Origin of the sequence: Tenacibaculum sp. 190130A14a (assembly GCF_964048965.1) — a bacterium.
Lineage (GTDB): Bacteria > Bacteroidota > Bacteroidia > Flavobacteriales > Flavobacteriaceae > Polaribacter > Polaribacter polynesiense.
On the sequence record NZ_OZ040189.1, the window covers coordinates 2,456,020 to 2,475,900 of the forward strand.

Here is a 19,881-nt window from a genome sequence, read left to right on the forward strand (position 1 = left end):
TTTATAAAGAATATAGAAATGGAATTTTAGTGAAGTTTTTTCATAGTATTTTTCAACTTTTCATCTTACTCACGAACAGTTAATTGCGTATATTTTCCTTTAATTTCAAGCGTTTTATTATTAGTAGAAAGTACAAAGTTTCCGTTAATTTTTTTCGATTTATCATTTACGGAAAACTCCATAGCTGGTTTATTTCGATGCGCAGCTGATTTTTCTCCTATAACATACTCTAATTTGTTCTTTACTTTAGATAAATTAATATCGGCACTTGAAGAGTTTAAAAACACTTTAAAAGTACTATAATTCGGACTTACCTCTAAAATTGTTAACTCTCCAAACTTATTAATTACTTCAACATCATTCAAAATTTTACTGATTTCTACTTCCGAAGAGTTTGTATCTAAAGTTGTATTCGTAACCGATGCAACTTTGGCATCGGTTACGTTATTTAAAAATAATGTACAGGCATTTAATGATTCTATGGTTACTGGTGAAAATGACACATTTAACTTCCCACCATTAATTTCATCTGCTTTAAAAGCTCCATAGCTAACCTTCCCGTTTACTTTTCCTTTAGGTAGCTTAATTTTACAGTGACGGGTATTTAAATCAAACGTAGCATTTTTAGGTACTTTAATAACGATTTTCTTTGTCACTTTAACTTTCTTCCCATTTACTGTAAACTCATTACTATCAGAAGAAAACGAATAACTAAAACGTGTATTTTTTAATTGCTTTTGTGCTTCTGCTACAGCCTTTTTTATTTCTTCTTTATTTATTCTTCTTATTTCTTCTCTAGCCTTTAGCATTGCAGCCCTTTCTTCCTTAAGAATTCTTCTTTTTTCTTCAAGAACTTTTCTCTTTTCATCTCTTAGTCGTTGACGTTCTTTTCTATGCGCTTCTCTTTCTTTTTTCAGTTCTTTTGCTCTTTCTTTTAACTCTTTCTTGCGCTTTTCTTGCTTTTTCTTGAATTTTTTATATTCTTTTGACTTCTTAAATTCCTCCCATTCTTTTTTTGATTTGATGGTAATACTATTTACACCATCCTTCCATTCAATAAAATAATTATCTCCATCTTTTGCGTACTTGTCGAAATCGAAATCAAAATCTTCTAAATCTGGCAAAACCAAAGCGTCAAAATCAATATCTGGAATTTCTATTTCGGTCACATTAGGAAGTACAATTACTTCTTCTTCTACATGAGGTGCGACCCTATATACCCCAGGAAAACTATTTCCATGTTGATTAAACATTACAAAGTTATCTTTACCAAAAGAATAGAAATTTCCTCTATTAGCATTAATTTGAATTTTAGCTTTATTACCCAAAGCTTCAAATTTCCAATTATTTAGATACTTTTCGGCTTCTTTTTTACTTAAACCATCTACTTCAATAACTGCTTCTACAGCTACTTCATTTCTATCCCATGTAGTTACATCTATTTCAGCGTTAGACGCTTTAATATCAACTACTACATCTTTATTTGTATAAAACTTCTCGCTAAATTTTTTATCAAATTTTTGTGCTACTAATGTTCCTGTAACAAATAATAGTAATACACTTGTTTTAAATTGTTTGAATGTCATTTTGAGTTGGATTTTTAAATTCACGTAATTGTTTTTGCATACGTTTTAACAGCTGTAAACGCAATTGCAAGTTTCCAATCAATGCATTGATAGTATCATCGTTAACTCCTTTTGTATTGAGCTCATCGGTTAACGATTTATATTCTTTTGTTAGACTTTCTAATTGTAATAAATACCCATCAAATAATTCTTTATTTTCATTAGTTAGTTCTAACTGACTTAGTTCGTAATTAATAGAGTTTACGTAGTACGCCTCTACCGTTTTCAATTCAGGAGATATACTTCCTAAACTTAATCCCTCAGGTTTTGATGATGCCTCATCTTTTGTTGAAACCACTGGTTCAATTGGTTCTATATTACTTTTAGGATAAAAAGTAATCGCAAACCCTAAAAGTAAAACAATAGAAGCCGCAGCATATAACCATTGATAGTTTCTCTTTTTAACTACAGGAGTATCGTGTAACTCTTCCATTAGTTTTTGTTGAAAACGTGCTCTATGATTTGTTGATAATTCAACCTTCTTCTCATTCTTCTCTTGTAATATTTCTCTGATATCTTTAGACATGATGAGCTGTTTTTAATTGTTCTTGTACTTGTTTTTTACCTCTCATTAAATGAGTTCTTGACGTAACTTCTGATATTCCTAATATTTCAGAAATCTCTTTATGATCATACCCTTCTAATAAAAATAAGGTAAGTACCACTCTATATTTTTCTTTTAATTTTTGAATGCAGCTTACTATCTCTTGATAAGAAATAGTAGAAGCTACACACCAATCATCTTCTTCAACTACCGAAGATGTAATTTCTTCATTTATGGAAATCAATTCTAATTTTTTCTTCTTTAACCAATCAATACTCTGATTAATTACTATTCTTTTCAACCAAGCTCCAAAAGCCACTTCTTCTTTATATGAATTGATATTTTTAAAGGCTTTTATAAAAGCATCTTGCATAACATCTTCAGCTACAAATGAATCTTTTACGTAGCGTAAGGCAACTGTGAACATTGCTTCACAATACAAATCATACAACTGCATTTGTGCTTTTGCATCATTTATTTTACAAGCTTCAATTACTGAATGATGTAGCTGTTTGGTTGACTTCATTTTTGATTTCTTACTCTAAAGACGATTGTTTTTTAACGGCGTTGCATTTTGCTTAATTTTTATTTCTAAATTTACATTATTATTTGCTTTACCACTGTTAATGACATCAAAAAACAAATCGGCACTATCGGAAAAAGATGGAGTTTCTCAACCAGAAACTACCAGTAAATCTTCTGCTCAAAAAATTAAACGAAATCGAAGAAAACAAACATCTGTGGAAGAATTTGTTACTAAGATTTTAGAAGGTGATATTACTTTTTTAAGTAGAGCAATTACACTGATTGAGAGTACCAACTTAAAGCATCAAGAAAAAGCCAATCAAATTTTAGATGCTTGCCTTCCTTATGCTAATAAGTCTGTAAGAATTGGAATTACCGGAGTTCCAGGGGTTGGAAAAAGTACTTTTATTGAGTCTTTTGGTAAACATTTAACAGCTTTGGGTAAAAAAGTAGCTGTTTTAGCTGTTGACCCTAGTAGTTCTATTAATAAGGGAAGTATTTTAGGTGATAAAACACGAATGGAACAATTGGTTACCGATGAAAATGCCTTTATTCGTCCCTCTCCCTCAGGAACTTCCTTAGGAGGAGTAGCTCAAAAAACTCGTGAGAGCATTATTTTATGCGAAGCCGCTGGGTTTGATTCTATTATTATTGAAACTGTTGGTGTTGGACAATCAGAAACTGCCGTACATTCTATGGTTGATTTCTTTTTATTGTTGAAATTGGCAGGTGCTGGAGATGAATTACAAGGTATTAAACGTGGAATTATTGAGATGGCCGATGCTATTGTTATTAATAAAGCAGACGGTGATAATGCGAAAAGTGCAAAAATGGCTAAAGTTGAATTTAACCGTGCTTTACATTTATACCCACCCAAAGAAAATGGTTGGCAACCTAAGGTAATGGTTGCAAGTGCTTTGCATCACCAAGGTATAGATGCTATTTATGACATGATTAACGATTATATTACCAATGCTCAGCAAAGTAATTTCTTTAACAAAAAACGGAAACATCAAAATGAGTATTGGCTGTTAGAAACCATTAATCAACAATTAAAAAATAACTTCTATAACAATCCTGAAGTAAAAAATCAATTACAAATTGAAATTGAAAATTTAGAAAAAGGAACTACCACTCCTTTTAATGCTGCTAAACGCTTACTAAAAAAATAAAGATTCAGAAAAAGAAGGCTTAAAACTAGTCATACTTATAAAGCATAACATTTACGATTTTAAAGCCTTCTTAGATCAATCAAAAAACTAAAAGTTAGTAGTAATTAACTAACCTTCAAAATACCTTTACCTCCTTGGGTAATAGGTTTTATCTAACCATGTTGGATATTTTAATCCGTATTTTTCTCTCATTATATGCTCGACTACACAAAATACTCCTGCTACCTATCCTTGTTAATCTGAATACGCCTATCCAGTAATGAAAATTCATTCTTCTTGGTAAGGTTGTCGTTTGTCCATTGAATTTTAAAGGGAGTTAAATCATATGGTGTTTCTCCCTCAACTGCTAAATCCGCAAGAATTTTACCCAATAAAGGAATAAACTTTGCTGCCCAACCACCTGTATACACGAAAATATTCTCATTGTTATGTACCCATTCTGGTAGTGTATCAAGCAACAACTCTTTATTATCATTACTTAAAGTTATTAAACAAGTGGATGTAAACTCGGGCTCATCGTTTAATCCAACCATATGGTCTTTTACCCAGTCTGAATTTAACTGTAAACTCTTTTCACTAGGAATTCCAGTTCTCCCACTAGGATCTTTAATTACTCTATCTGGTATATCTGGTGCGACTCTTATATAACCTGGATTTGCCCAATCTTCTTCTGGGAACCCATAGAATAAGCTTGTATTTTGTGGTTCTTGAAACACAAACCAAGTTGGTAACTTAATATCTTCTGTTTTCTTGTAATATGCAGATGACATTTCCCAAATATCAACATTTACAGATACTCCAAAATGTTTTAAAACATCATTCACATAAGCTCCTGGAGTAATTACTAATTTTTCTGTCGAAAAAGATGCCTGCGCCGTTACTACTTCTATAATACCATCTTGTTCAGAAAATATATCGATAACTTTATCAAACTCTCTTAAATCAATATTAGAAGCTGCATTTGCAATATTAAATAACGCTTGAAGTGTTGCTTTCAAATTGATTATTCCTCCATCTTTTTGGAAAAAACCATTATAATCTTTCGGAAGATCTTTAAACGGAAATTGCTTTTCTATTTCAGATGCCGATAACTTTGTATACGGAATTGATAGTTCATCCATTACATCCATGGCAGCTTGAATACCTCCTTCTTGAGAACTAATTTTTGGATCTCCAAACCATAATGAACCTACTTTATCTATTAATGTTTCTTCTGACTTTTCTTGAAGCTTATCCCAATAAGGAATAGCATCAACAGCCAATTGTGCCATGTATTCTTGGGCATATTGTACTCTAAATTGACGTGAAAGTCCAGCAGAACTTCCTTTATTATTAAAAAATCCAAACTGTTCTAAAACGAGTACTCTTTTATCAGTGTTCGCCAATTCAGCCGCCGTTGCCAGCCCCATTGCTCCACCTCCTATTATTATAATATCATAATCTTCTTTCATGATAATTGGGTTTGGTTAGTTAAATTTTGGTTACCCCAATTTCTCAATTTTAAGGCCTCTTTAGAATATTTAATCCTTAGACGAATAATTACAAGTCATAGGAGGCTCTTTTTACAGTATAAAAGTTATATTTATTGAAAATTTAGAGGAATGAGTAAAACGGAAAACAACCTGATATCTTGGAATGATTTTACTAAAATTGAAATGCGTGTGGGTACGATTATTTCAGCAGAGGTATTCGAAGAAGTAAAAAATCCTGCTTATAAAATGCAAGTTGATTTTGGAGCGCATGGTATTAAAAAAACCTCAGCTCAAATAACTCAGCTATATAATGTAAAAGAATTGATAGGGAAACAGGTCGTAGCCGTAATCAACTTTCCTAAAAAACAAATTGCAACTATGATGAGTGAATGTTTAATTTTGGGTGGATTGGGAGATAACAAAGAAGTTACCCTGCTCACTCCAGAAAGGCCTATTAAGAACGGTAGTAAAATTGCATAATGAAACCCTTATCTCATAAAACCCTTTTTTTAATTGATGCCACAGGCGCTCTTTTATCATGTTTCTTATTAGGTTTTGTACTTGTAAAGTATCAATCTTATTTTGGAATTCCTCAGCAGACATTATACACTTTAGCAATATTTCCTTTTGGCTTTTTTTTGTATGATTTATATTGTTTGATATTTGTTAAATCTCTTCTCTATAAGTACTTAAAGCCTATTGCATACTTTAATATCATCTATTGTCTAATCTCTCTTGTATTAGTTGTAGCACATATGAAAGATATTACTCTCTTAGGATGGTTATATATCTGTGTAGAAATAATAATTGTATTGATGCTGGCTAAGATTGAGTTGAATGCTTCAAGTTTGTCTAATTAATTGCAATTCTTGCAAGTCCAAACTAAACTTTGAATATTTTATTAACTGGTATTGGTAAATCAACCCCTTCTTTTACAAAACGTTTGTGTACAACTTCTTTCAATGAACATTTTGTTTTGAACTCTAAAAATGGCTCATTTAACCAAACATAAGCTCTCATATGAATATGGTCTGGATGAACATCAATTACACGAACATCTACCTGATCTTTATTCTCAATAACCTGTTCTGTTGTTCGGTTATCAATCACATTCGGAAGTTTTATTGCTTCTTCTTGTATTATTTTTCTTGCCAAATCTATATCAGCCTCAATTCCTATTTTAAAATTATTAAAACTTAAAATATAAGAATCTTCAATCGTATGATTCAAAACAGAATCGGTACTGATAACAGAATTGGGTATAATCAAACGTTTGTTTTCAAAATTATTAATAACTGTATGTCGTAGTGTAATATCCTCTACAATTCCCATACGAGTATCGTCTAATTTTATGTAATCTCCTACTCTAAAAGGTTTAAACAATACAATAAAGGCTCCAGCAATTAAATTAGATAACGCAGCTTGTGCGGCAAAACCAATAATGGCAGCAATAATACCTGCCCCAGAAAAAATAAGTGTTGCTTTGCTTCGTAAAGTAGGAATAGTTAACACAATATAAATCAGTGCAAAAATTCCTATAAAAAACTTTACCGAATTTCTAAAAAATAGAATACTAGTTTTCCCATATCTATCAGTTTTTCTATTCTTAATAAAAAGTAAAATTATATATCGAATAACTCTTGAAATCAACCAAGATACAAGTACAACCGTTAAGATATAGCCTAAGATTCCCCAAAAAGAATCTAAATCGAACTGATATTTAAATATTTTGCCCACTATTTAGATAAACTAAATGCCTTCGATGCATGGATTGTTGTAGTATCAAAAACAGGAATATTTACATCCTTTTGTTGAATTAACAACGGAATTTCTGTACATCCTAAAATGATACCCTCGGCTCCTTGCTTTTCTAGCTTTTTAATAATACGAAGGTACTCATTTTTTGATTCTTCTTTTAATTCCCCTTTGGCTAACTCATTATAAATTACACCATGAATCACCTCTCTATCGCCTTCTTCTGGAATAATTGAATCAATCTTATACCTCATTAAAACATCTTTGTAAAAGGTCTTCTCCATAGTATATTTAGTACCAAGTAAAGCTACTTTTGCAAGCTCTTTACTTTGAATAGCCTCTGCGGTTGCTTCCGCAATATGAACTATTGGAATACTTACATGTTTCTCAACAGCCTCTACTGTTAAATGCATGGTATTTGCACAGATCACAATACTACTTGCTCCAGCACGCTCTAAGTTTAAAGCAGCATCAACCATCATTTCATCAAGTAAATCCCATCTTCCTTCTGATTGATATTGAGATACAGCCCCAAAGTCTAACGAATTAATGAGTACTTTAGCGGTATGTTTACCCCCATAAGTTTCATTGGCAAGTCTATTTAAGACTTGATAGTACATTATGGTTGATTGTGGCGTTACTCCTCCTATTAATCCAATAGTTTTCATTTAAAACAATGCTGTTTGACTATCGTCGTCTTTATTTTCTTTTTTCTTTTTTATGGCTCTAGCCAATGCTTTTTTTGCCTTATCTTCTTTCGATTCTTCAAAGTCCTTTTTTACTTCTGGGACATCTAATAAAACAGCTTCATCTTCTACAATTTCTTCTTCTTCATTTACTTCAATATCTTCCACCTTCTCTTCTACTGGTTCTTCATATGGTAAAGACTCTAACAAATTAACGGTTCTTATTTTATCAGTTGTTAACTGATTTCCTAATGCTTTAATTCCTTTAATTGAAATAAAGTCTTCAAAGTTTACTTCAATTTTCTCTAAACTTCTTTTAGAAAACACAACTTCTGCCATAGGGCGATAATCTGTTGCAATAATTTCAAGTTTTGATTTTTCATGATCAGAAATAAACACTTCTTCTTTATCTGGATTTTCAATTAGAAAACGTTTTACATAATAACGTTCTTTATTTCCATCAAAATAAATAGCCGAAATTGGTTTGTTTGGGTTCCATTTTTCTAAAACAATCATATCATTTTCAAAATGCATCGCTAAATCTGGAGTGACAGCTTTAATTTTTCCTGATTGTGTAGCGATTAAAATTTTGTCTTCTGCTTTAAACTCTCCTAATAAATCACCTCTGCCATCAACATTTAAACGTTGTACAGCATCGTCAAACCATATTTTTCGTGGTTTTAGTGTAGAAGCTCCAGCTTCTTTAAACTCAACTTTTTTGATTGGGTGTTTACTTACCAAGTTACCTCTAACTGCTCGTCCTTTCACCGCTAAATCAGCAAAATCTATATCCCATTTTAGTTTTTTGACACTTCCAACAGAACGTAATAAAATAGTCACTACTTCAGCTTCTCCATTTGGATTTGCTGTGAAGTAAAGCACTTTAGATTTAGGATTATTATTCGCTAAATTATATTCTTTATCACGCGTCACAGAAGTAACATTAAATCTTTTCATATAAGATGGACCTCTTGCACCATCTTTATAGATCATGTTATATACCGTTCGTTTATCTTTCTTCTTAAAAACTGCAATATGTATTATTCCTTTACCTACAAATGTTTTAGATCCAACCTTGGTAACTAACATTGTTCCATTATCTCTAAATACAATAATATCATCAATATCGGCACAATCATCAACAAATTCATCTTTTTTTAATGAAGTTCCAATAAAACCTTCTTCTCTATTTACATAGAGTTTAGAATTACGCATAACCACTTTGGTTGCCACGATATCATCAAAGATTCTAATTTCTGTTTTGCGTTCTTTATCTTTTCCGTACTTAGATTTTAAGTCTTTAAAATAGTCAATAGCAAATTCTATTAAATTATCTAGATGATTTTTTACTTCAGCAATCTTTTCTTCTAAACTTTCAATAAACTGTTTTGCTTTATCAATATCAAACTTAGAAATTTTCTTAATTCGAATTTCTGTCAATCGAACAATATCTTCTTCAGTTACTGCTCTTTTCAAATGCTTTACATGTGGTTGTAATCCTAAATCAATCGCTTCAATAACTCCTTCCCAAGTTTCTACTTCTTCAATATCACGATAAATTCTGTTTTCAATAAAAATACGTTCTAATGAAGAAAAGTGCCATTGTTCTTCTAATTCATTTAAATGAATCTCTAATTCACGTTTTAAAAGCTCTACCGTAAAATCTGTTGATTTCTTTAAAACTTCTGAAACTCCTATAAAAACAGGGCTGTTATCTTCAATAATACAACACAATGGTGATATTGAATTTTCACAGTTAGTAAATGCATATAAAGCATCTATGGTTTTATCTGGAGATACATTTGGAGGAAGGTGCACTAAGATTTCAACATTTGCAGCCGTATTATCTTCAATTCGTTTTATCTTAATTTTTCCTTTTTCATTGGCTTTTAAAATACTATCAATTAAAGAGGTAGTAGTGGTTCCAAATGGAATCTCTGTTATAACTAACGTTTTTTTATCGTGTTGTGAAATTTTTGCACGAACTCGTACCTTCCCTCCTCGTTTACCATCATTATAATTGGTAAAATCCGCTATTCCACCAGTTAAAAAATCTGGTACAATTCTAAAACTTCTTCCTTTTAGGTACTTAATTGAAGCATCTATCAACTCGTTAAAGTTATGCGGTAATATTTTAGTAGATAATCCTACAGCAATACCTTCTGCTCCTTGTGCTAATAACAACGGAAACTTAACAGGTAAATTGACTGGTTCTTTTTTACGACCATCATAAGAAGCCTGCCATTCCGTAGTTTTTGCATTGAATACTACATCTAACGCAAATTTTGACAAACGTGCTTCAATATATCGAGAGGCTGCTGCACGGTCTCCAGTAAATATATTACCCCAGTTTCCTTGCATATCAATCAACAATTCTTTCTGTCCCATTTGTACCATTGCATCAGCAATAGATGCATCACCATGTGGGTGATATTGCATGGTATGACCTACGATATTAGCTACTTTGTTATAACGTCCATCATCGAGATCTTTCATGGAATGCATAATACGACGTTGCACCGGTTTAAATCCGTCTTCTATAGAAGGTACCGCACGTTCTAAAATTACATAGGAAGCGTAATCTAAAAACCACTCTTTGTACATTCCTGTAACCTTTGTAATGGTTTCAGTTGTTTCCTGATTGTTTTCGTTTGTTAACTCTTCGTCGTGTTCGTAATTGTTGTTCTCTTCACTCATATATAAATGTTTAAACGACTATTCGCTTAAAAGTTTATTAGTTTAAATCCTCTTCTGATCTTTTTACAGCTTCTTTAAATTCCATATAATTGCTATACCATTTATCTATCACAAAAATACCTCTATACTTATCTTTTAAACTTGCATAAATTCTTATTTCTGATGGTTTAGACAATTTATCAAATTGTGCTTTAAAACGATATACTCTACCCAATACATTGTCAGATAAATATTGCTCTAACTGTAGTGAATTAATAGCTCCATTTTTTAATTTTATAGAATCACACTCCTTTAACATAATAGGAATCCAACCTTTTCTAAAGGAACGATATTCTGTATTTTCTTTAGTTATCAAGGGCATACTATCTAACTTACAAATATTATAAGATTCAAAAGCAAACTGTTTTAATTCATTTTTACGTTTATCTGAAATATCAGTTAAACTTTGTATAAATAATTCAGGTCCTTTATTACCTCTGTAAAAATTGTCATCCCAATATATCTTAGTAGCATATCCGTAATACTTACCTCTAAAACTAAGGTAAACCCTGCATTCTTGAGGAACATCTGCTAGTGTTCTAAAAATTTTATATCTAAAAACTAAATTGTTGTTTCTATCTTTTAAAACTTGCGCTAATTCAATTTCTATAACACTTCCATATCTTTCTTGATACCATGTACAGTTTTTGTTTAACTTAGAGATGGTATACCAATTTAATAATTGTTTTTCTGCAGTATTTGCATCTAATTTAACATAGGTACCATCATTGCATACATTTATTGTATTCTTTGCAAATTCAAAAATTGCATTCTTTTTGTTTTGATCTATTTCTGAGACATCTATCTGTTTAAATTGCGTCCACCCATTTATAGAGATCATCAATACAAAAAACCAAATATTCTTTCTCATACTATTTCTTTTCTCTTCCTTTAGCCGTTATATAAATTAAAACAAAAGCTAGAAAAGAAAATATCATCCCTATGTAATGACTTTTATTATGAACCCAAGATAGATTGTCTAAATCTACTCTGAACAAACTAACAAAGAACAGAACAGTTGCTATAATCAAATAAACTTTAAATCTATTAATGTTTTTCATATACTCTTATCTATAATAATTTTCCTTTTTCCACTAAACGTTAATCTTTCTTTATAGTTTTGTTCTATCTATATAAAACAACACCAAGTATTTCAGTATCATCTATCAAGCCTATATACCTAGAATCCAAAGAAAAATCTCTATTATCTCCAACTAAAAACACTTTTCCTTCTGGTATCTTTAGTGGTCCAAAATTATCTTTATTCCACTTATGATTATATACTTTCTGGATATCTTCTTCCATCTCATTTTTCAGTTTTAACAACCTTTTTCCTTCTATCTTTTTTTCTTCAACATATTGATCAATCAATGGAGTCTTTAACTTTTTTGTCTCGATATTGAACGTTGTATAAGGATTATCTATTACCTCTTCAATCTCTTTTCCTTTCTCATAAGAAAATTCATACATATGCATTAATACCAAGCTTTCATCAATATTAATGTTATTAATATAAAATACCCCCTTACGAATTTCAATTATATCTCCCTCTTTCCCCAATAGTCTATGCACTCTTACATGTTTCCCTATAAGATCATCATTAAAATTATAACAAACAAAATCTTTATTTTCAGGTTTTATCAAGTTTGATACGAACATAAAAGATTTAAAAGGAATATTAGGTTCATTTGCCATAGTAGGGTTATGATAAAGCTTCAAAATTCCAGTAACTCCCAATATTTGATAAACACCAAACAATATAGCTAAGGCAATTAATACTCTCTTTAAATTTCTATTCATTATTACTTCTCCTCTATTAAATCTTGCTCTACTTTTAAGTTTTCAATAATGAACTTTTGTCTGTCTGGTGTATTCTTTCCCATGTAAAATTGTAGCATTTGTTCAATAGACATTTCTTTGTCTAACATGACTGGGTCTAAACGAATATCGTCTCCTATAAAATGTACAAATTCATTTGGTGAAATCTCCCCTAATCCTTTAAATCGAGTGATCTCTGGTTTTCCTCTCAACTTATCTATTGCTGTTTGTTTTTCTTCTTCAGAATAACAATAAATTGTTTCTTTCTTATTTCTTACTCTAAACAAAGGAGTTTCTAAAATATACAAATGACCTTCTTTAATTACTTCTGGAAAGAACTGTAGGAAAAATGTAATTAATAACAAACGGATATGCATTCCATCAACATCGGCATCGGTTGCAATTACAATGTTATTGTATCGTAAATCTTCTAGTCCATCTTCAATATTTAGAGCTGCTTGTAATAAATTGAATTCTTCATTTTCATACACTATCTTCTTCGTTAATCCATATGAATTTAAAGGCTTTCCTTTCAAACTAAATACGGCTTGTGTATTTACATTTCTTGATTTGGTAATAGATCCACTTGCCGAGTCTCCCTCCGTTATAAACAAAGTAGTATCTAAATATCCATCTTTCTTAGTATCTCCAAAATGAATACGACAATCACGCAATTTCTTATTGTGTAAACTTGCCTTTTTTGCTCTTTCTCTTGCTATTTTACGTATTCCAGAAAGTTCTTTACGTTCTTTTTCTGCCTGTAAAATTTTCTTTTGAAGCTTCTCAGCAGTTTCTGTATTCTTATGTAAGTAGTTATCTAATTTTGTCTTTACAAAGTCGTTGATATAGGTACGCACTGTAGGTAATCCTCCACCCATTTCAGTAGATCCTAATTTTGTTTTTGTTTGACTTTCAAAAACTGGCTCCATTACTTTTATAGAAATGGCGCCTATGATAGACTTTCGAACATCAGAAGCTTCAAAATTCTTCCCATAAAACTCTCGGACAGTTTTTACAACAGCTTCTCTAAATGCGGCTTGATGCGTTCCTCCTTGTGTTGTATTTTGACCGTTTACAAAAGAGTGATATTCTTCTGAATATTGCGTTTTACTATGTGTAATTGCTATTTCAATATCATCACCGCGTAAGTGAATAATTGGATACAACATGTCCTCCAGATTGTTGTTGTCTTCCAATAAATCTTTTAATCCATTTTCTGAATAATATTTCTCTCCATTAAAAACAATAGTTAACCCTGGATTCAGATATACATAATTCTTTAATAGACGTATAACATACTCTGGACGGTACTTATAGTTTTTAAAGATGGTATCATCTGCAATGAAGGTTACTTTTGTTCCTCTTCTTCTAGATGTTTCATCTAATAAATCCTGGTTCGTCAAGTTCCCTTTTTCAAATTCAGCAGAAGCTGATTTACCATCACGTGTAGATTCTACTCTAAAATAAGTAGATAAGGCATTTACTGCTTTGGTACCCACACCATTTAACCCTACTGATTTTTTAAAGGCTCTAGAGTCATACTTACCCCCAGTATTCATCTTAGAAACTACATCTACTACTTTTCCTAATGGAATACCTCTACCGTAATCTCTTACAATTACTTTATTTCCTTGAATAGAAACTTCTATGGTTTTTCCAGTCCCCATAACAAACTCATCAATCGAGTTGTCGAGAACTTCTTTTACAAGAATATAAATTCCATCATCTGGTGATGAACCGTCTCCGAGTTTACCAATATACATTCCTGGACGCATTCGGATATGTTCTTTCCAATCGAGCGAGCGTATATTGTCTTCGGTATATTTTGTTTCCTGAGCCATAAAAATTGTGAGAATTTGAAGTGCTTGCTAAAATAACATTTACCGTCAAAAAACAAAAAACTCTGTCGATATAGTTATCAACAGAGTTCAATTAATTTTGTTTAAGTACAGTTTTTATATATTTATCGAGCTACTCTTCTAACATTTACAGTAATTGTTGCCGATGATTTCAATTTCCCATCAGTAACCTCGACATCTACCAAATATTTTTGGATACTTATTAACTTGGATGATTTTAATGACAATTTTCCTGCGTTTGTAATCTGAAACAAACTTAAATCATCCTTTTTTATCGAATACGTCAATTCATCATTCTCTGCATCTGAAGCAACCACCTGCAATGATATAATCGATTTTGGATTTACATTAAATGTTTGATCTACAATAACAGGAGCAGTATTTTTTTCTGCCACCTCATCACTTGAACAAGAAGTTAATTGTACTGTTAAGGCTAACCCCAGTAAAGCAATTATTTTTTTCATTTTTATTATATAATTTGTGTTTCGACCACAAACATATATTGCTCTTACAATAGAAGTTTTAAATTGTTTCCTAATGACTTCATTTTACTTCCAAATAATTCAAAAAATGAAATTTTCCTGTGATAATCAAATCACTCTCTATAAGCAAGACTATATCAAACCAAAATCTTTTGTGATAGCTATCAGCTGTGTTGGGTTGTTTGCGTTAAAATTTTCCTTTAGAAGTTTAAGCCTTTTTTCTATTGAACTAACACTACAGGGTTTTACCTTTTTTGATTTTAATGCATTGCTTATTTCTCTTTGATCAAAACCATCTGCCAAATATTGTAACAAATTCACATCGTAATCAGTAATATCAAAGGTTTCCTTGTTCTTTAAAGCATGTGCCAAATTTTGAGAAATAAAGAATATTCCTTTATATACTTTTTGAACTGCTCTCTTTAGTTCTTTTTGTCCATGCACCGACTTCCAAACATAAGCGTCTACTTCTATTTCGTGACATAATTGTTGTACTCGGTATGGTTTGTCTTCAATTGAAAACACCATTGTTTTTAAACTGGGTTGCAATAACTTTGCTTCTTTTATTAGCTCTTCTCCGATAGTTAACCGTTGAGGATTGGGGTTTTCTAAAAACGATAAATCACTAATTAACAAATCAAACGGCTCTCCTTTTAGGTATGCATTTTTAATTTTTAAATAAGCTTCATCACAATATTTTGCATATTCTATTTCAGGAATCTGTAACTCCTCTAAACATTGCATGATTCCGCTTGACATAAAATCTGTGTCTTCTGCTATTAGTACTTTTTGAAACATAACTACTTTTTAAATTGAAATTTTGCCTGAAATCCTTTTGTTTCCTTTGTTTCAAAAGTAATGTAACCTCCGATGGATTTAATACGGGTTTCCATATTTTGCAATCCATTTTTAATATTTAATGTATTAACACCAATCCCATTATCTTTATACGTAACTTTTATACTGTCTTTCTTTTGGGCAAATGCGATAACTACTAGACTTGCATTACTATACTTTTTCATATTTACCAAAAGTTCTTGTAAAACCCTGTACATCACTATTTGCTTCTCTTTTGCTATCTTATGAATTTGAATCGTAGAAATGTCTTTACTCATAACCCTACAATGATCAGTGGTAAAATCTTGAAACAACTGTTTTAAATAAGTTTCAAACTGACGTCCTGTAACAACTGGACTGTTTTCATGAGATATATTTCGAGTTTGTGTATAGATTTTTTCAAGATTTTGCAACAAAGATTCTCCTGTATTTCCTTGTTGTACTTTATTCATTGCCAGATATACATCATTTGCTAGCTCATCATGAATCTTTTTGGCCAACCTAGTTTCAGTATTATATACTTCAATTACTTTTTCCTTCTGCGTTTTTTGTCTTTTATAAAAAAAGTAAATAATAAATATGATAATAGAACCCAAACCAATAAAAATCCATTGTTGTTTTTGCGATCTATATTGCTCTGCATTTAACTGAGCTTTTAATTTTTGTTTTTCTAGCTCTTCATTATTGTAGATAACTTTTACCAGTTTATTTTGAGAGTTACTACTAGCTTTTATAATACTGTCTTTAAGAAAATTTCTTTCGAAATAAAGATCTCTTAATTTTGATTCATCTACCAATTCTACAATTTTATCTAAAGCTTCAATTCTGCTATTGGTTGCTTTTAATTCTACAGACAACGCATACATCCTATTAGCATAATCTAAAGACAGTTGTTTATTGGTACTTTTATAAAAATCTGATAAATACGAGTAATTACTCAGCAATCCTCTTTGATCATTTATTTCAATTTTTATTCTTTGAGATTTTAAAAGCTCTTCAACTTGTACATCACTATTTGCTTGAAATTTAGCATACGCATAATTCCCTAGAATTGTTGATCTTAAACGTGGATCGATACTATCAAAAAAATTATTCTCTCGAAGTTCTTTATAAATAACGACTGCTGTATCATACTTTTTTAGACTAATATAGTTCTTACCTATATTATTTTTATATCTAATTCTCTTTTCTTTATTTTCTATTAAATGAAGGGCTTTATCATACCATTTAAAAGCTTCTTTATATTTTCCTTGCTCATTAAGGTTTATGCCTAGACAGTTATATAAAGAAGAAGCAATCTTTGATTTTTTATTCGTTAAATATCGAAGTCCCATTATGGCTGTTGAATCACTTCTAGCAAACAACTCATTATCTGATTCAATACTTGCCAAGCTAAATAATCTGTAAGCTACCAATATACTATCTTCTGCTAGTACATGATTTTCCTTAGATTTTTTATAATAGTAATAAGTACTATCTAATTTTTCTAGCTTTCTGTAATTGATTCCTATCCTATAATACAATCCTCCTAACTCACTAAATGTCAAATCTTTTGACTTAACAAATTTATTTAAGTGATAAATAGCACTATCATATTGCTTAAGATTATCAAATTTTTTATTAAGTATTTTAATCTCTTCATAATCCATATTTTTGGATTTAAAGTTTAAAACATGAACTCCTTCTTTTCTTGTGCAAGAAATTTGGAGAAATAGAAAGATTAAAATGAGGGATAAAATCTTTATCTGTTTCATCCCTCTAAAATATTAAATAAATACCTATTTTCTATCCTTTACGACTAGTATCTTCATCTGAGTCGTCATCATAATCATCATCATAATCATCTTCCGGTTCATCATCCGGATCTGGATCAGGGTCTTGTTCATTTCCTCCTGTACTAGGAAGCTCTTGTTCTGTTTCATTGGGAACTAAATCATTTGATAAATCTGTACACGAAGTAAATATTCCACATGTAAACAGAATTGCTAGGACTAGAATTAATTTTTTCATTTCTTTTAAAATTTTGAGCGTTAGAATTCCTTTCCAAACATTTTGCTCGATTATCTTGTTCGTTTGGAAAAGCCTAAAATTTTAAAAGAGTCGCGCGTCTCTTTCGCGGGAAGTAAAGATTAAAATCAGTAGTATTTTACAACTTCCCTTCTGTGAAAATTCTCTGATTATAAATCTTACAATTTAAAGAAAACCAAATATATCTTATGAACAATATGGTTTTCCCTAATACAAATATTAAAATTTTTAAAATTTCATCATTTATCAAAAATTGTCCATTTTTTAATCAATTATTGTTTGTTGTTTTATGGATAACCGTAATTAATAGAGATACAATAAAAGTAGTTTTGAAGAATTATTCAATAATTTCCTAACCTACTTACTATGATTGAAAAACTTATTACTGATTTCTTCTATGCTATAGAAAAAAATGAATCCATTACTTCGAGACATGGAAAAGCCGTTTTTTTTATTGAAGAAATCTTAGAAAAGAAACATGAGAAATTTAATTATGTAAGTATTCAAACCATTAGCAGACTTCATAGAAAATTCGTAGAAAACGAAAAAAAAATTTCTGTTGGAGTACCGAACGGCTTTATCAAAGATGCAATGGCGCAATACTTAAATTACACTAATTATGACGATTACAAACTAATTAACTCTCCTACTGTTTTTCTGGGTAAAAAAAAAATTCATTATTCAAACAAGAATCATATTTCTAAACTAAAGTTAAAAGTAGCTTAAGAAATTCGATTGATACTATACATGAATTTAATGAAGGGTATTCTAAACAATGTTTAAGAATAAAAAAGCCGTTGACATTAGTTCAACGGCTTTTGTTTATATAAGTGATTTAGTTATCTTCTACTATAATTTGGAGCTTCTTTTGTTATAGCTACATCATGTGGGTGACTTTCATTGATTCCACTTGCTGTGATACGTACAAATTTACCCGTATTCTTAAGTGTTTCAATATTTTTAGATCCGCAATATCCCATTCCTGCTCGTAAACCTCCTACAAATTGATGGATACTCTCTTGTAATTCTCCTTTATAAGGAACTCTACCTACAATTCCTTCTGGAACTAATTTTTTAATATCATCTTCTACATCTTGGAAATAACGGTCTTTAGATCCTTTCTTCATAGCTTCTACAGAACCCATTCCTCTATAAGACTTAAACTTTCTTCCTTCGTAAATGATTGTTTCTCCTGGAGATTCTTTTGTTCCTGCTAATAACGATCCTAACATCACACAATCTGCTCCAGCTGCAATTGCCTTTGGAATATCTCCTGTATAGCGGATTCCTCCATCTGCTATTACCGGAACTCCACTTCCTTTAATTGCTGCTGCTACTTCTAACACTGCTGAAAACTGAGGAAATCCTACTCCTGCAACAACTCTTGTTGTACAAATAGAACCAGGTCCTATTCCTACTTTTACAGCATCTGCTCCTGCCTCTACTAAATATTTTGCTGCTTCAGGTGTTGCAATATTTCCAACCACTACATCTAGTTCTGGAAATTTAGCCTTTACTTCTTTTAAAACAGTTACTACTCCTTGGGTATGACCATGTGCAGTATCTATAATAACTGCATCTACTCCTGCATTTACTAATGCTTCGGCTCTTTCTACAGCATCATGCGTTACTCCTAAGGCAGCAGCTACACGTAAACGCCCATAAGAATCTTTATTAGCAATTGGCTTCTGAGTTAACTTGGTTATATCTCTAAACGTTATTAAACCAACTAATTTATCGTCATCATTAACAACCGGTAATTTTTCAATCTTATTTTCTTGTAAAATAACCTCAGCATCTTTTAAAGAAGTTCCTTCCGCAACCGTTACTAAGTTTTCAGATGTCATTACTTCAACTATAGGACGATCATTGTTTTTTTCAAAACGTAAATCTCTATTCGTTACAATTCCTATTAACTTACCATTATCGTCTACTACTGGAATACCTCCTATTTTATGCTCGCGCATGGCTTGTTTAGCATCCAAAACAATTGCTTGTAATGAAAGTGTAATAGGATCTATAATCATCCCGCTTTCTGCACGTTTTACCTTACGAACTTCTTGAGCTTGTTGTTCAATGGTCATGTTCTTATGCAGAACTCCTATTCCTCCTTCACGAGCAATAGCAATAGCCATAGCACTTTCAGTTACCGTATCCATTGCAGCTGATACGATAGGAACATTTATAGTAATATTTCTTGTAAATTTTGTTTGTATGCTTACTTCTCTTGGAAGTACTTCTGAATAGGCAGGAACTAATAGAACATCGTCGTAAGTTAATCCTTCACCTACAAATTTAGACTGGTGAGCGTTCATAATGCAATCAATTGTTGTGTTGTTAAT

General features: G+C 31.2%; 18 protein-coding genes. 3 read left to right on the top strand and 15 right to left on the bottom strand.

The window, feature by feature from the left end; genetic code table 11:
- Nucleotides 1–65: 65 nt before the first annotated feature.
- Genes ABNT22_RS11545 through ABNT22_RS11555 form a run of 3 tightly spaced genes read right to left on the bottom strand, consistent with a single transcriptional unit; the run spans nucleotide 66 to nucleotide 2,695 of the window.
- Nucleotides 66–1,586, bottom strand: a complete 1,521-nt coding sequence (locus ABNT22_RS11545; RefSeq protein ID WP_348718584.1) for a hypothetical protein — start codon at nucleotides 1,584–1,586, stop codon at nucleotides 66–68.
- Nucleotides 1,567–2,151 carry a hypothetical protein gene (locus ABNT22_RS11550; RefSeq protein ID WP_348718582.1) on the bottom strand — a complete coding sequence of 195 codons (585 nt, stop codon included), beginning with the start codon at nucleotides 2,149–2,151 and terminating at the stop codon, nucleotides 1,567–1,569. Before ABNT22_RS11550 ends, ABNT22_RS11545 begins: the two co-directional genes overlap by 20 nt.
- On the bottom strand, nucleotides 2,144–2,695 hold the full coding sequence (locus ABNT22_RS11555; protein WP_348718580.1) for an RNA polymerase sigma factor: 552 nt from the start codon (nucleotides 2,693–2,695) through the stop codon (nucleotides 2,144–2,146). Before ABNT22_RS11555 ends, ABNT22_RS11550 begins: the two co-directional genes overlap by 8 nt.
- Before the next feature lie 100 nt (nucleotides 2,696–2,795).
- Here ABNT22_RS11555 and meaB point away from each other — a divergent pair, with 100 nt between their 5' ends.
- The gene (meaB, locus tag ABNT22_RS11560) at nucleotides 2,796–3,866 is read left to right on the top strand and encodes a methylmalonyl Co-A mutase-associated GTPase MeaB (protein ID WP_348718578.1); all 1,071 of its coding nucleotides are present in this window, start codon (nucleotides 2,796–2,798) and stop codon (nucleotides 3,864–3,866) included.
- Between the two features lie 221 nt (nucleotides 3,867–4,087).
- Here meaB and ABNT22_RS11565 read toward each other — a convergent pair whose 3' ends face one another.
- The gene (locus tag ABNT22_RS11565; RefSeq protein ID WP_348718577.1) at nucleotides 4,088–5,317 is read right to left on the bottom strand and encodes an FAD-dependent oxidoreductase; all 1,230 of its coding nucleotides are present in this window, start codon (nucleotides 5,315–5,317) and stop codon (nucleotides 4,088–4,090) included.
- 150 nt (nucleotides 5,318–5,467) lie between these two features.
- On the opposite strand from ABNT22_RS11565, the gene ABNT22_RS11570 reads away from it, so the two are divergent.
- Nucleotides 5,468–5,818 carry a tRNA-binding protein gene (locus ABNT22_RS11570; RefSeq protein WP_348718576.1) on the top strand — a complete coding sequence of 117 codons (351 nt, stop codon included), beginning with the start codon at nucleotides 5,468–5,470 and terminating at the stop codon, nucleotides 5,816–5,818.
- Between the two features lie 402 nt (nucleotides 5,819–6,220).
- Here the strand turns inward: ABNT22_RS11570 and ABNT22_RS11575 are convergent, their stop codons facing one another.
- The 10 genes from ABNT22_RS11575 to ABNT22_RS11620 all read right to left on the bottom strand — a co-directional run bounded on the left by ABNT22_RS11575 (nucleotide 6,221) and on the right by ABNT22_RS11620 (nucleotide 17,521).
- Nucleotides 6,221–7,075 carry a mechanosensitive ion channel family protein gene (locus ABNT22_RS11575; protein WP_348718575.1) on the bottom strand — a complete coding sequence of 285 codons (855 nt, stop codon included), beginning with the start codon at nucleotides 7,073–7,075 and terminating at the stop codon, nucleotides 6,221–6,223.
- Nucleotides 7,075–7,761, bottom strand: coding sequence for an aspartate/glutamate racemase family protein (locus ABNT22_RS11580; protein WP_348718574.1), 687 nt, complete (start codon nucleotides 7,759–7,761; stop codon nucleotides 7,075–7,077). Before ABNT22_RS11580 ends, ABNT22_RS11575 begins: the two co-directional genes overlap by 1 nt.
- Entirely contained in the window at nucleotides 7,762–10,476 is a 2,715-nt protein-coding gene (locus ABNT22_RS11585) for a DNA gyrase/topoisomerase IV subunit A (RefSeq protein WP_348718572.1), read from the bottom strand. It lies immediately after the preceding gene.
- Nucleotides 10,477–10,513: 37 nt separating this feature from the next.
- Nucleotides 10,514–11,386, bottom strand: a complete 873-nt coding sequence (locus ABNT22_RS11590; protein ID WP_348718570.1) for a hypothetical protein — start codon at nucleotides 11,384–11,386, stop codon at nucleotides 10,514–10,516.
- A 254-nt stretch (nucleotides 11,387–11,640) separates the two neighbouring features.
- Entirely contained in the window at nucleotides 11,641–12,315 is a 675-nt protein-coding gene (gene lepB / locus ABNT22_RS11595; protein WP_348718569.1) for a signal peptidase I, read from the bottom strand.
- A gap of 2 nt (nucleotides 12,316–12,317) precedes the next feature.
- The gene (locus ABNT22_RS11600; RefSeq protein ID WP_348718568.1) at nucleotides 12,318–14,174 is read right to left on the bottom strand and encodes a DNA topoisomerase IV subunit B; all 1,857 of its coding nucleotides are present in this window, start codon (nucleotides 14,172–14,174) and stop codon (nucleotides 12,318–12,320) included.
- A 122-nt stretch (nucleotides 14,175–14,296) separates the two neighbouring features.
- Nucleotides 14,297–14,656 carry an Ig-like domain-containing protein gene (locus tag ABNT22_RS11605; RefSeq protein WP_348718567.1) on the bottom strand — a complete coding sequence of 120 codons (360 nt, stop codon included), beginning with the start codon at nucleotides 14,654–14,656 and terminating at the stop codon, nucleotides 14,297–14,299.
- 150 nt (nucleotides 14,657–14,806) lie between these two features.
- Nucleotides 14,807–15,472, bottom strand: a complete 666-nt coding sequence (locus ABNT22_RS11610; RefSeq protein WP_348718566.1) for a response regulator — start codon at nucleotides 15,470–15,472, stop codon at nucleotides 14,807–14,809.
- Nucleotides 15,473–15,474: 2 nt separating this feature from the next.
- The gene (locus tag ABNT22_RS11615) at nucleotides 15,475–17,160 is read right to left on the bottom strand and encodes a sensor histidine kinase (RefSeq protein WP_348718564.1); all 1,686 of its coding nucleotides are present in this window, start codon (nucleotides 17,158–17,160) and stop codon (nucleotides 15,475–15,477) included.
- 136 nt (nucleotides 17,161–17,296) lie between these two features.
- Complete coding sequence (locus ABNT22_RS11620; protein WP_348718562.1) at nucleotides 17,297–17,521, bottom strand: hypothetical protein; 225 nt, start codon at nucleotides 17,519–17,521, stop codon at nucleotides 17,297–17,299.
- A gap of 384 nt (nucleotides 17,522–17,905) precedes the next feature.
- Between ABNT22_RS11620 and ABNT22_RS11625 the strand changes: the two genes are divergently transcribed.
- Nucleotides 17,906–18,265 carry a hypothetical protein gene (locus ABNT22_RS11625; protein WP_348718561.1) on the top strand — a complete coding sequence of 120 codons (360 nt, stop codon included), beginning with the start codon at nucleotides 17,906–17,908 and terminating at the stop codon, nucleotides 18,263–18,265.
- Nucleotides 18,266–18,378: 113 nt separating this feature from the next.
- Here the strand turns inward: ABNT22_RS11625 and guaB are convergent, their stop codons facing one another.
- A complete protein-coding gene (gene guaB, locus ABNT22_RS11630; protein WP_348718560.1) occupies nucleotides 18,379–19,854 on the bottom strand; it encodes an IMP dehydrogenase in 1,476 nt (491 codons plus the stop codon).
- Nucleotides 19,855–19,881 lie beyond the last annotated feature (27 nt).